General features: G+C 65.8%; 9 protein-coding genes. 3 read left to right on the forward strand and 6 right to left on the reverse strand.

Features of this window, described 5'->3' with window-relative positions; translation table 11 throughout:
• Positions 1-187: 187 nt before the first annotated feature.
• From kdpB to C8J45_RS14225, 6 genes are all read right to left on the reverse strand, one after another.
• Positions 188-2218 carry a potassium-transporting ATPase subunit KdpB gene (gene kdpB / locus C8J45_RS14200; protein ID WP_107963799.1) on the reverse strand — a complete coding sequence of 677 codons (2031 nt, stop codon included), beginning with the start codon at positions 2216-2218 and terminating at the stop codon, positions 188-190.
• Between the two features lie 14 nt (positions 2219-2232).
• The gene (gene kdpA / locus C8J45_RS14205) at positions 2233-3936 is read right to left on the reverse strand and encodes a potassium-transporting ATPase subunit KdpA (protein WP_107963800.1); all 1704 of its coding nucleotides are present in this window, start codon (positions 3934-3936) and stop codon (positions 2233-2235) included.
• Positions 3937-3948: 12 nt separating this feature from the next.
• Entirely contained in the window at positions 3949-4038 is a 90-nt protein-coding gene (kdpF, locus tag C8J45_RS14210) for a K(+)-transporting ATPase subunit F (protein ID WP_055875324.1), read from the reverse strand.
• 113 nt (positions 4039-4151) lie between these two features.
• Complete coding sequence (locus C8J45_RS14215) at positions 4152-5000, reverse strand: TorF family putative porin (protein WP_107963869.1); 849 nt, start codon at positions 4998-5000, stop codon at positions 4152-4154.
• Between the two features lie 297 nt (positions 5001-5297).
• Positions 5298-6422 (reverse strand): Na+/H+ antiporter NhaA, encoded by a 1125-nt coding sequence (nhaA, locus tag C8J45_RS14220; protein ID WP_258191466.1) that lies wholly within the window; start codon positions 6420-6422, stop codon positions 5298-5300.
• Positions 6419-7813 carry an FAD/NAD(P)-binding protein gene (locus C8J45_RS14225; RefSeq protein WP_107963802.1) on the reverse strand — a complete coding sequence of 465 codons (1395 nt, stop codon included), beginning with the start codon at positions 7811-7813 and terminating at the stop codon, positions 6419-6421. Before C8J45_RS14225 ends, nhaA begins: the two co-directional genes overlap by 4 nt.
• 215 nt (positions 7814-8028) lie before the next feature.
• On the opposite strand from C8J45_RS14225, the gene C8J45_RS14230 reads away from it, so the two are divergent.
• The 3 genes from C8J45_RS14230 to C8J45_RS14240 all read left to right on the forward strand — a co-directional run bounded on the left by C8J45_RS14230 (position 8029) and on the right by C8J45_RS14240 (position 13078).
• Positions 8029-9369 carry an MFS transporter gene (locus tag C8J45_RS14230; RefSeq protein ID WP_107963870.1) on the forward strand — a complete coding sequence of 447 codons (1341 nt, stop codon included), beginning with the start codon at positions 8029-8031 and terminating at the stop codon, positions 9367-9369.
• Positions 9370-9455: 86 nt separating this feature from the next.
• Positions 9456-10583, forward strand: coding sequence for a glycoside hydrolase family 68 protein (locus tag C8J45_RS14235; protein WP_107963803.1), 1128 nt, complete (start codon positions 9456-9458; stop codon positions 10581-10583).
• A 200-nt stretch (positions 10584-10783) separates the two neighbouring features.
• The gene (locus tag C8J45_RS14240) at positions 10784-13078 is read left to right on the forward strand and encodes a TIM-barrel domain-containing protein (RefSeq protein ID WP_258191471.1); all 2295 of its coding nucleotides are present in this window, start codon (positions 10784-10786) and stop codon (positions 13076-13078) included.
• Positions 13079-13080: the final 2 nt, after the last annotated feature.

Consider the following 13080-nt stretch of genomic DNA (forward strand, 5'->3'; position numbering starts at 1 on the left):
TTCTTGGGGGTGAGGTCACACGTCGCATCTCGGCCGCGCCCGCCAAGCACCTCCCCGGCGGAGGCCGGGGTCCAGTTGGGGAACGTCGCTAACGGCGGGTGCGCTTCGTTACCGCGACCTTTCCACCTGGGCCCCGGCCTCCGCCGGGGTGGTGCCAGCTCTTGTTGTAAAGTTGCACGCTCGATCATTACGCCAGCCCCAGCGCGCCGACCAGAAGGTCGATCAGCTTGATCCCCACGAACGGCGCGACCAGCCCCCCCAGACCATACACCGCCAGGTTGCGCGCGAGCAGCGGCCCCGCGGCCATCGGCTTGTACGCAACGCCCTTCAGCGCGAGCGGCACCAGCATCGGGATGATGATCGCGTTGAAGATGATCGCGGACAGGATCGCGCTTTCGGGCGAGCCGAGCCGCATCACGTTGAGCACGCCGAGCCCCGGATAGAGCGCGACGAACATCGCCGGGATGATCGCGAAATACTTCGCCACGTCGTTCGCCACCGAGAAGGTCGTCAGCGCACCGCGGGTCATCAGGAGTTGCTTCCCAAGGCCAACGATCTCGATCAGCTTGGTCGGATCGCTGTCGAGGTCGACCATGTTGCCAGCCTCGCGCGCGGCCTGCGTGCCGGTGTTCATCGCCACGCCGACGTCGGCCTGCGCCAAAGCCGGTGCGTCGTTGGTGCCGTCGCCGCACATCGCGACCAGTCGCCCGCCCTGCTGTTCCTTGCGGATCAGGTCGAGCTTGTCCTCCGGCGTCGCCTGCGCGAGGAAGTCGTCGACGCCCGCCTCGGCAGCGATCGCGGCGGCGGTGAGCGGGTTGTCGCCGGTGATCATCACCGTGCGGATGCCCATCGCGCGCAGTTCGCCAAACCGCTCGCGGATGCCGGCCTTCACGACGTCCTTGAGGAAGATCGCGCCGAGCAACCTACCGTCGCGGGCGACTGCCAGCGGCGTACCGCCTGCACGGGCGATCTCGTCGGTGATCCGGCGCAGTTCGGTCGCGGCGGCGGTTGCCCCTGCCCCCGGATTGGCCTTCAGAATCGAGTCCACCGCACCCTTCTGGATCAGCGAGCCACCGACGATCACACCCGAAATCCGGGTCTGCGCGGTGAACGGAATGACCTCCGCATCGCCCGGCAGTTCGCTGGTCGTCACGCCGAACTTTTCGCGCGCGAGGACGACGATCGAGCGGCCCTCGGGTGTTTCGTCGGCGAGGCTGGCAAGCAACGCCGCCTCGGCAAGGTCCTCGTCACGCGTACCACCGACACTCCGGAACTCGCTCGCCTGACGATCGCCGATCGTGATCGTACCCGTCTTGTCGAGCAACAGCACGTCGATATCGCCCGCCGCCTCGACCGCACGTCCGGACTTCGCCAGCACATTGAAGCGCACCAGTCGGTCCATGCCGGCAATACCGATCGCGGACAACAGCGCCGCGATCGTCGTCGGGATCAGCGTGATCAGCAGCGCCGCGAGGATCGCGACCGGCACACGGCCGCCCGCATAGCTTGCGAAACCGGGGATCGTGCCGACCGCGATCAGGAAGATGATCGTCAGGCCGACGAGCAGCAACGTCAGCGCGATCTCGTTCGGCGTCTTCTGCCGCTCGGCGCCCTCGACGAGCGCGATCATGCGGTCGAGAAAGCCTTCGCCGGGATTGGCCGTGACCTTCACCCGGATCTCGTCGGAGATGACGCGCGTGCCCGCGGTCACCGCCGAGCGATCGCCGCCCGCCTCGCGGATCACCGGCGCGCTTTCGCCGGTGATCGCGGCTTCGTTGACCGAGGCGACGCCCCAGACGACTTCGCCGTCGGCGGGGATCAGGTCGCCCATCGTGACGAGGACGATGTCGCCCGCGCGCAGCATGCTGGCGGGGACGGACTCGACCTGGTCGCCCTTCATGCGGCGGGCGGTCAGCTCGGCCTTGGTCGCGCGGAGAGACGCGGCCTGCGCCTTGCCGCGGCCTTCGGCGAGCGCTTCGGCGAAGGTGCCGAACAACACCGTCAGCCACAGCCAGATCACCAGCTGGATCTTGAAGCCGACCGACAGCCCGTCGCCGCCGACGTTGACGAGGATCGTCAACAGCGTGGCGACGACGGCGGTGACGAACATCACCGGGTTGCGGATCAACTGCCGCGGATCGAGCTTGCGGAAAGCGTCGCCGATCGCGGGAACGATCAAGTCGGCTGTGAACAGCGACTTGGTAGGGGTGCGTGCCATTTTGGCTTGTCCCGTCAGAAGGTTTTGCCGCTGATCATCGCGAGATGATCGGCGATGGGACCGAGCGCGAGGCTCGGCAGGAAGGTCAGGCCGCCGACGATCAGGATGATCCCGACCAGCAGGCCGACCCACAGCGCACCCGTCGTCGGGAACGAGCCTGAACTCTCCGGCGTGTATTTCTTGGCGGCGAGACCACCGGCGATGGCGAGCATCGGCACGATGATGAAGAAGCGCCCGAACCACATCGCGACGCCCAGCAAGCCGTTGTAATAGGGCGTGTTGGCAGTGAGCCCGGCGAACGCCGACCCGTTGTTACCGACCGCGCTGGTGAACGCGTAGAGAATCTCGCTGAACCCGTGCGGCCCCTTGTTAAGCGGCCCCGCCAGCCCGTCCGGCAGCACGGCGCTGAGCGCGGTGAAGCCGAGGATGACGAGCGGCAGGATGGCGATCGCCAACACCGCCAGTTTCACTTCGCGCGATTCGATCTTCTTGCCGACATATTCGGGCGTGCGGCCGACCATCAGGCCTGCGACGAACACGGCGAGGATGGCGAACAGCAGAAAGCCGTAGATGCCTGCACCAACGCCGCCGATGACGACTTCGCCGAGCTGAATGTTGAGCAGCGGGATCATGCCGCCGAGCGCGGTGAAGCTGTCGTGCATGCTGTTGACCGCGCCGCACGATGCGGCGGTGGTGACGACCGAGAACAGGGCCGACGCGGCGATCCCGAAGCGGACCTCCTTGCCTTCCATGTTGCCGCCCGCGACGCCGATATTGTGGAGGATCGGGTTGCCCGCGGCTTCCTGCCAATAGGTGACGGTGACGCCGGCGAGGAACAGCACGAGCATGGCCGAGAGGATCGCCCAGCCCTGCCTGGTGTTGCCGACGGCCTTGCCGAAGGTCCAGGTGAGACCGAAACCCATCAGGAAGATTGACAGCATCTGCACGAGGTTGACGAGCGCGGTCGGGTTTTCGAACGGATGCGCCGAGTTCGCGTTGAAGAAGCCGCCACCATTGGTGCCGAGCATCTTGATAGCTTCCTGGCTCGCCACCGGACCCAGCACCAGCGTCTGCTTGAGCCCTTCGAGCGTGGTGATGTCGACCGTGCCGGCCATCGTCTGCGGCACGCCGCTGGCGATGTAGAAGAGCGTCACGACGACGCAGATCGGCAGCAGCACGTAGAGCGTGACGCGCGTCATATCGGCCCAGAAATTACCGATCGTTGCGCTGGAGCGCCGCGCGAACCCGCGGAATAGCGCGAATGCCAGCGCGATGCCGGTCGCCGCCGACAGGAAGTTGTGGATCGTCAGGCCGAACATCTGGCTGAAGTTCGACACGGTGGATTCGCCACCATAGCTCTGCCAGTTGGTGTTCGTCGTGAAGCTGATCGCGGTGTTGAATGCGAGATGGGGGCTGAGCCCCGCCAAGCCCTGCGGATTGCCGGGGAGCACGCCTTGCAGACGCAACACCGCGTAGGTCAGCGCCATCAGCATCGCGTTGAACATGATCATGTGCAGCGCGTAACGGCGCCAGCCCTGCTCCGCCTTCGGATCGATGCCGCTGAGCTTGTAGAAGCCGGTCTCGACGGGGCCGAGGATCGCATGGATCGGCGTGCGACGGCCTTCGTATAAGGCGAAAAGCCACATTCCGACGGGTTTGGTCAACGCCAGCAGGATGCCGACGAAGCCCAGGATGAGGATCCATCCTTCGAATGTCATGAGGACGCGCTCCTAAAAGCGTTCGGGGCGGATGAGCACCGCCACGAGGTAAAACAGCAGCCCGAGCGCGACGATCGCGGCGAGCCAGAGGTCGAGGGTCATGATGGTGTCCTCATGGGCTCAGGCGTTGTCGCACAGGCGGACATAGGCGAGCGTCGCCGCCACCAGTCCGATCATGATGGCTATCCAGAGAAGGTCCTGCATTGGTGGATCCTTCAGAAGGCGGCGGTGAGCGAGGCGACGATCGTGCCGTCGGCGATCGATCCGGTGCCGTCCTGGCCGCGGGAGAAGCTGGGCTGGAGATACGCTGCACTGCGACGCGTGATGTCGGTGTCGACATAGCTCACGTTCAGCGTCAGGTTTTTATACGTAGTGTCCGCGCCCAGCGACCAATCCCAATAGTCGCCGGTCGGCGCCGCGCTGGTCGCGTTGGGGCCGAGGCCGTCATTGCCCCAGCTATGGCCGATATGCGCCTTGGCGGTGATCGGCGTGCCGGGAAGCGCGAACGCACCGTCGCCGGTGAGGTAGAGGTTGTCGGTTTTGGCGCCGGGATTGGTATAGACGCCCGCCGCCGCGTCGGCGCCGGTGCGATACCATTTGCCGAGTGCCTGCTGCTTCGGCGCATAGAACGCGCTCGCGGTCAACGTCGCCGGACCAGTCGTACCGCTGAGCTTCACATAGGGCTCGGCATAGTCGGTCTTCGAGGCGCCGCCCGGATACATGTACCAGGTCAGGCCGACATCGATCGTCGCGTTGTCCGCAAGCTTGTGCTTGTAGCCGCCGATCAGGTCGAGCTCCATGTTCGAGCCGCCGAACGTGCCCCAGCCCGACAGGTTCGAGCCCCATGCGCCGACGTAGAACCCGCTGTCGTGCGCGATCGTCAGCCCGCCCTGGATCGCGCCGTCCTTGTCCGACTGCGACACGCCGCGCAGGCGATAGTCGGTCGCGAGCGTCACCGAACCGGAGACGGTTACCGGTGATGGCGGCGCGGTATCCTGTGCCAACGCGGGCGTGGCGATACCGGCGAGAAGTCCGGTGGCGGCGGCGAAACGAAGAATATGCATTGCGGTCCCCATGCGCGTCCCGCCGGAAGGATGGCGGTTCGCGAGGACTGGCAATTAGGCTCCGGCGACGTAGCAATTCGAGATCGATTGCCGGGCCGAAGCATATGTTTCGCGTAGTATTGTCGGAATTATCGACGGCTACCGTACTGGCACAGCTGCACCACCCCGGCGGAGGCCGGGGCCCAGGTGGAAAGGTCGCTGTAACAAAGCGCACCCGCACATAGCATCGTTGCCTAACTGGGCCCCGGCCTCCGCCGGGGTGGTGCCTACCCAGTGCCGGTCAGCATTACCGACTTACTATGCGGTGCGGCGAAGGATCAGCCAGCCGGCGACGCCCGACAGGATCGAGCCCGCGAACACGCCAACCTTCACCGCGTCCATCGCGTGCGGCGCGCCGGCGAAGGCAAGCCCGCCGATGAACAGGCTCATCGTGAAGCCGATCCCGCACAACACCGCCATGCCGTACACCTGTGCCCAGCTCGCGTTCCTGGGCGCCTCGGCCAGCCGGAACGTCACGAGTCCACGGATCGTCGCGAAGATGCCGATCTGCTTGCCGAGGAACAGTCCCAGCATGATCCCGATCGGCAGCGGCGACACGACGTCCGCCGCCACCATTCCGCCGAACGCGATGCCCGCATTGGCGAACCCGAACGCCGGCACGATCAGGAAACTCGACCAGGGTTGGAGCGCGTGTTCGAGACGTTTCAGCGGCGGCTGGCCGTCTCCCGTCCGCAGCGGGATCGTCAACGCGACCGCCACACCGGCGAGCGTCGCATGCACACCCGACAGCAGAACACCGTACCAGATGCCAACGCCGATCAGCAGATACGGCACCAGCGACCGCACGCCCGAAAGGTTCAGGATGACGAGTACGCCGAGCCCTAAGCCCGCCGCAAGCAACGGCAGCAGCGCTATATGACCCGTGTAGAACAGCGCGATGACGAGGATCGCGAGCAGATCGTCGATCACCGCGATCGCCGTCAGCAGAACCTTCAGCGAGGTCGGCACACGCGAGCCGAGCAGCGCGAGGATGCCGAGTGCGAACGCTATGTCGGTCGCCGCCGGGATCGCCCAGCCGCGCAGATTGGCGGGCGTACCCATGTTGACGAGCACATAGAGGCCCGCCGGCACCGCCATGCCCGCGATCGCCGCCGCACCGGGCATGATGCGCTCGCCCCAGGTCGAGAGATGTCCCGAGACGAACTCGCTCTTCACCTCCAGCCCGATCAGCAGGAAGAACAGCGCCATCGCGCCGTCGTCGATCCAGTGGTGGACGCTCATCCCGCCGACTGCGTGGTGCAGTGTCGCGAAGTAGGTTGGCGCGAGCGGTGAGTTTGCGACGATCAGTGCCGCTATCGCCGCCGCGAGCAGCACGATGGCCCCCGCCGCATCGCCCGCGAGAAACCGCCGGATCGCAATCAAAGACCTTCGCCGCCCACCCATTGCGCGTTCGACAGGCGGCGCGCGAGGTCCCAGCTCTGGACGCGGATATCGGGCACCGCGACGACCTCCCACAGCCCGCCGCGGGTCATCGGCCCGATGCAGTGGATCCGGTCGTCGGGAGTCCCATCGGCACAGATCGCGCGCGACTGGGCATCGACATCGACGCCGAGCCGCAACGGATCGGGCCGGATCGCACCCGCCGCGAGCAAATGCTTCACGAGCGGTTCCTCCGAGCGGAGCAAATCACCCTGCGGCCCGGTGCAATTGACGATCCGCGCCGAACGCGTGACGACCGGGTCGGTCTCGCCGCGTGGCCGCCACGTCAGCTTTGCCTGCGTCCCGTCGGCGTCGGCGGACACGATCTTGCCCGCCGCGAAGGTCAGCCGCCCGGTCGCGACGAGCGCCTCGACCCGGTCCGCAACCGCCGGTGCGAGCCGGTGGCGGTGCACGTCCCAATACGGGCGTAGATGGCGAAGGAAGCGCCCGCGCACCTCTTGCGACGCCGCCGCCCACAGCATCTGCGTGACCGGACGAAGCTCGTCGACGGCGCAGCGCCAGCCCTCTTCGGCGGCACGAGCGCGGACATGGCGGACGAGATTGGTCAGCCCACCCTGGGGCTTGTCCGAAACACCGCGGTGCGCCGGCGCGCCATCGACATGCCGTCGCGGCGACAACCCGCGTCGCGACATCGCCAGGATATTTCCGGCGAACCCCTGCGCATCGAGCAGCAACGCCGCGTCGATTGCGGTCAGCCCGGTTCCGACCAGCACGACGGTATCGTCCGCGCCCAACCCCTCGGCAAGGTTGGCGGCCCAGGGGTCCGCGTAATAGACACCGGGCGGCAGCGCGTCCGGCTTCAACCCCGGCGGCGTGTGTGGTGGCAGGTTACCGAGCGCGAGCACCGCGGTGTCGGCGGCGATCTTGCGCCCGTCCGCCATCGTCAGCGTCACGCCGTCGCCTTCGGCCGGATCGATCGCGCAGACCTCGCCCTCGACATGAACCAGCCGGCCGTCGGACTCCGTGATCGCCGCATCGAGCAGTTCGCGAAGATACGCGCCATAGGTGGTGCGCGGGACGAAGGTCTTGCGGTCACCCTTGCCATGCGCCTCCAGCCAGCGGACGAAGTGGTCGGGATCGTCGGGCAGCGCGCTCATGTTCCCCGCACGGACGTTGAGCAGGTGATCGGGATGCGCCGCGCTATACGCGACACCGCGCGCAAGCTGCCGGTCTCGCCTCTCGATCAAGGTCACGCGCGGCCCCTCATGCCGCATCAGATTGACCGCGAACAACGCGCCGGAGAACCCGCCTCCGACGACCACGACATGATCCTCGGGTCCCGCAATCCGCGGCATCGTCGCTCGGTCGTCCATCTGCTAGCTCACCTCGTTAGACGGGGACGCCATGCCCCATCGACGCCGCCTAGCCTACCCCGCTCGGTCAGACCGGGTTCGGATCACATCGATCGTTCTAGTGCCGCCTGCCAATCCGACACACTTTGCAATCGATTGTTGCATTCCACCGCCGTGTAGGTAAGTTCAGACATACCCCGCGCAGACGGGCGTTTCCGCCAATGAGGATGGCCGTCATGCGTTCCCCCGAATCCAAGCCGCATCTTTCGCTGGCCCGTATCCTCGAGATGAACCTGGGGTTCCTCGGGTTGCAGTTCAGCTTCGGACTGCAACAGGGCAACATGGCGCCGATCTACAGCTATCTCGGCGCGTCCGAGGCTTCGCTGCCGTTGCTTCAATTGGCGGGCCCGATGACCGGCCTCCTGATCCAGCCGCTGATCGGCGCACTCAGCGACCGAACGGATTCGCGCTGGGGCCGGCGGACGCCCTACTTCCTGTTCGGCGCGGTGCTGTGCGCCTTCGGATTGTTCTTCATGCCGCTCAGCCATTCGATCCTGATGGCGGTATCGATGCTGTGGATCCTCGATGCCGGCAACAACATCACCATGGAGCCGTACCGCGCCTATGTCTCGGACCGGTTGAACGAGGACCAGCACGAGATCGGCTTCCTGACGCAGAGCGCTTTCACCGGCCTTGCGCAGATGCTGGCATTCCTGACGCCGTCGCTGCTCGTCTGGGCAGGCATGAACCAGGATTGGGTCGATGCGCACAACATTCCGTACACCGCGCGCATCGCGTTCATGATCGGTGCGGTGCTTTCGTTCTCGACGATCCTCTGGTCGATCCGGCGCGTACCCGAACTGCCGCTGTCGCTCGCCGAACGCACACGGATCGCGGCCAAGCCGAAGGGGCTGGCCGCGACCTTGAAAGAAATCGGGTCCGCGATCCGCGACATGCCGCCGGCGATGCGCAGGCTGGCGGTGATGAGCCTGTTCCAATGGTATGCGATGGCCGCCTACTGGGCCTATGTGATCTATTCGATCGGCCGATCGGTGTATGGCACCGAGGTCGCGACGTCGTCCGGATTCCATTCGGCGGTGCTGACCAACGGCGTAATGGCGGCGTTCTACAACGGCGTCGCGTTCGTCGCGGCATTCGCGATGGTCCCGCTGGCGAAGAGACTGGGCGCGGCGAGCCTGCACGCGCTGTGTCTCGTGCTCGCCGGGATCGGCATGATGTGGCTGCCGCATATCACCGACAAGGCGCTGCTGTTCGTGCCCGCGATCGGCATCGGCATCGGCTGGGCGAGCATCATGGGCAATCCCTACGTAATCCTCGCAGGCGCGATCCCGGCCGAGCGGACCGGCGTCTATATGGGGATCTTCAACATGATGATCGTCATCCCGATGCTGGTCTTCGCGGCAACCATGCCGTTTTGCTACGGGCCGCTGCTGAACGGCGATCCGCGCAACGTGCTGACGCTGTGCGGCATCCTGATGCTCTGCGCCGCAATCGCCGTCTGGACGGTCCGCGAGCGTAATGGCGAAGGCCTGCCGGTCGGCTCGACGCGCTTTTGACGCACGCTCAACGACAGCCCGACCCGCTACCCGCCGAAGCGCCCGAAATCGCCGCACGATCTCTCCTCATCGACTCCAGGATTCCCATGCCCGCCACTACCATCACCCCCTGGTCCGTCGACATGCTGGACCGCATTGCTGCGCAGTCGAACGCCGCGCTGCCGGTCATAACGGCTGCCGACATCGTGGCGATCGTACCCGGTCACGACCTGTGGGACATGTGGCCGATCGCGTACCGCGACGGCCGCACCGCGATCGTCGACGATCGTAGCTGGTGGTTCTTCCTGGCCACACCGCAGTTCGACGATCCCGAGGACCGCCACGACGCCGCGCGCATCCGCCTGACCAGCTTGGGCGCCGATGGCTGGCGCGATCATGGCGATGTGTTTGCCGACGGGTTCACGCCGGGCAGTCGCGAATGGTCCGGCTCCGCGGTGCTCGACGACGATGGCGAGACGCTGATGATGTATCTGACGGCCGCCGGGCGTCGCGGTGAACCTCGCAGCTTCGAACAACGCCTGTTCGAGACACGCGGGCGGTTCGTCGACGGCCGGATCGTCGACTGGAGCGCGCCGATCGAATCGATCGCGGCGGACGGCGCTCTCTATCGGCAGGCGGACCAACGCGAGGCGGTCGACGGCAGGATCAAGGGTTTCCGCGACCCCGGCTATTTCCAGGACCCAGCCGATGGCACCGAGTATCTGCTGTTCGCGGGGTCCGCTGGTTGGGTCGACGCGGTGGACGACGGTGTGATCGGAGTCGCCGCGCGCGCCATCGGCAGCGCGAACTGGAGCCTGCGGCTACCACTCGTCCACGCGATCGACGTCAACAGCGAACTCGAACGGCCGCATATCGTGCTGCACGAGGATCTCTATTATTTGTTCTGGTCGACCCAGGCGAAGCGGTTCGCCGCGGGGGTCGATGCACCGACCGGCTTGTACGGTATGGTCGCCGACGCGATTTCGGGACCGTGGCGACCATTGAACGGCTCCGGCTTGGTCGCAGCCAATCCTTCCGCCGAGCCTTTCCAGGCCTATTGCTGGTGGGTCACGGGGGAACTCGAAATGATCAGCTTCGTCGACTACGCCGATCTGGGCGGCGCCGACGCTACGGTCAGCGCTTCGCTTCGCCGCACGAAGTTCGGCGGCACGGTGGCGCCGTCGTTCCGCCTGGCGCTGAACGGCGACACCGCGGCGATCGTCTCCGCTCCGTAAGATTCACTTGCGAGAGTCCAACCGAGCTCATTTATACGACCACGTCGTTCTGGCATTCCGACCGCGAAACGAGCATGTTCGCGCGCAACCATTGCACGCGCTCGCGCCTCCCCGTTGACGGAAACCCCGACCCTATGCCGACTTTCCTTTCCGCCGCGCGCCTCCTGCTGGCCGGTACGTGCCTGACGTCTGCGATTGCGATGCAGGCGAACGCCGACCCGCTAGCGACGCTCGACCGCAACGGCAGCTTGGTCGCGATCGAGCCCTACTCGCCCAACATCGTCCGCGTAACTATCTCGCTCGACCGCACGCTCGCCGACGCGCCGCCGGGCGAAGGCCCCAACGCCAAGCCCGATGCAAGTGGCTGGACGCACCGCACCGACGCCAGCGGTGACGTGTTCGCCTCGGGTGCGGTATCGCTGACCGTCAACGCACAGCCATGGCCCAAGGCGCCTAGCCAGATGGAACGTTACTTCGCGCCTTCGCTCCCGCCGGTGTCGATCGCGGTGCGCAAGCCCGACGGTCGCGTGATCGCCGAGATGACCGGCTGGGAGATGTCACCGCAGACCGTCAACGGCGAGAAGACGTTCCGGGTCGGCGCGAGCTTCGCGGTGCAGCCGAACGAGCATTATTACGGGCTCGGACAGAACCAGGAAGGTGTCCTGGATCTCAAGGGCCGCACGATCGATTGCCGCCACAATTACGACGCGCCGGCGGGCGAGACGGTGTGCGTGCCGTTCATGGTGACCAACAAGGGCTACGGCATCGTGTGGGACAATGCGTCGGCGACCACCGTCTCGCCCGGCCTGTCGAATTCGACGCACTGGCAGTCGAACGTCGGCGAGCGCGTGTCGTTCTTCGTCATCACCGGCGACACCACCGACGAACTTTACGCCGGCTATGCCAAGCTGACCGGCGCCACGCCGCTGCCACCCAAGGCCGCGTTCGGGCTGATCCAGTCGAAGGCGCGCTACGAGACTCAGGCCGAACTGCTCGGTGTCGCCAACGGCTATCGCAAGCGCGGTTTGCCGCTCGACGTGATGGTGCTCGACTGGTTCTACTGGTCGCGGATGGGGCAGCTCGACATCGATCGGACCTATTTCCCCGATCCCAAGGGCATGAATGACACGCTCAAGAGCATGGGCATGCATTCGATCATCAGCGTGTGGCCGCGGTTCGAGAAGGAATCGCGCTATTTCAATTTCCTCGGCACCAAGGGATGGCTGTTGAAGGACAAGGACGGCGGTGTCGTGGACGGCCTGCCGATCCGGTCCGATCGTGCCGGTGCGCTGCTCGATTCGACCAACCCGGATGCGCGAGGCTGGTTCTGGGATCGGATCCGAGACAATATCGCGAGCCAGGGCTTCGACTGGTTCTGGCTCGACGAGACCGAGCCGGACCTCGTGCCCGACGGCAATTTCTTCTCGATCGGGTCGGGCGATCGCTATCACAACCTCTATCCGCTCGTGCACACCCGCAGCGTCGCGGAAGGCTCCGCGCGCGACCGGCCCGACTTCCGCAACCTGATCCTCGCGCGTGCGGCGTATCTGGGCACGCAGCGTAACGGCGCGCTGTTCTGGTCGTCGGATGTGCAGGCAACATGGGAAACCTTGCACCGCCAGGTCCCTGCTGGGCTCGGCTTTACCGCGACTGGCATGGCGTATTGGAGCAGCGACACCGGCGGCTGGCAGTACCCGAACGGGCCAAAGGCGGAACATGCGCCGTTGCTCGATCCGGCGGGTGCAACCGCGATGTCGCCGAGCTACGCGGACTATCCCGAGCTGTTCACGCGCTGGTTCGCGTATAACAGCTTCACGCCGACGCTGCGCATTCACGGCCAGCGTCCGGCGACGGCGATCTGGGAATATGGTGCGGCAGCCGAACCGGTGCTCGCCGGCTTCCTGAAGCTGCGATATTCGCTGATCCCGTATATCTATTCGCTCGGCTATCAGACCTACAAGACGGGTGCGCCGTTCATGCGCGCGCTGTTCATGGACTTCCCGAACGACCCCGCCGTCGCGACGATCGGCGACGAGTATATGTTCGGCCCGGCCTTCCTGGTCGCACCGGTTACAGAACAGGGCGCCACTGCCCGCAAGGTCTACCTCCCGGCTGGATCCGAATGGTATGATTATTGGACCGATCAGCGGTATGCCGGCGGTCAGACGATCGTTGCCGCGGCTCCGATTGACCGCATCCCGCTGTTCGTCCGCGCGGGGTCGATCGTGCCGATGGGCGTGCAGGTGCCAAGCACGGCGACGAAGCAGGCGCTCGAGATGATCAAAGTCTATCCGGGCCGTGACGCGAGCTTCACGCTGTACGACGACGACGGCGTGACCAATGGCTACAAGAAGGGTGGCGGATCCAGCGCAGTCCTCCGCTGGAACGACGCGTCCGGGACGCTGACGGCGTCGGGCGCATTGCCCACGCGGCAGGACATCAAGACGTTGGTGAAGGTGGTTGCGCCACGTCAGCCAACTCCGGCCGTACGGTAGCG

Source organism: Sphingomonas sp. PP-CE-3G-477, assembly GCF_003050745.1.
Lineage (GTDB): Bacteria > Pseudomonadota > Alphaproteobacteria > Sphingomonadales > Sphingomonadaceae > Sphingomonas.

What these genes read in the sequence shown, in the direction of transcription:
- kdpB (WP_107963799.1), bottom strand. Translation starts at nt 2,218, where the DNA reads ATGGCACGCACCCCTACCAAGTCGCTGTTCACAGCCGACTTGATCGTT.
- kdpA (WP_107963800.1), bottom strand. Translation starts at nt 3,936, where the DNA reads ATGACATTCGAAGGATGGATCCTCATCCTGGGCTTCGTCGGCATCCTG.
- kdpF (WP_055875324.1), bottom strand. Translation starts at nt 4,038, where the DNA reads ATGACCCTCGACCTCTGGCTCGCCGCGATCGTCGCGCTCGGGCTGCTG.
- C8J45_RS14215 (WP_107963869.1), bottom strand. Translation starts at nt 5,000, where the DNA reads ATGCATATTCTTCGTTTCGCCGCCGCCACCGGACTTCTCGCCGGTATC.
- C8J45_RS14225 (WP_107963802.1), bottom strand. Translation starts at nt 7,813, where the DNA reads ATGGACGACCGAGCGACGATGCCGCGGATTGCGGGACCCGAGGATCAT.
- C8J45_RS14230 (WP_107963870.1), top strand. Translation starts at nt 8,029, where the DNA reads ATGCGTTCCCCCGAATCCAAGCCGCATCTTTCGCTGGCCCGTATCCTC.
- C8J45_RS14235 (WP_107963803.1), top strand. Translation starts at nt 9,456, where the DNA reads ATGCCCGCCACTACCATCACCCCCTGGTCCGTCGACATGCTGGACCGC.
- C8J45_RS14240 (WP_258191471.1), top strand. Translation starts at nt 10,784, where the DNA reads ATGCAGGCGAACGCCGACCCGCTAGCGACGCTCGACCGCAACGGCAGC.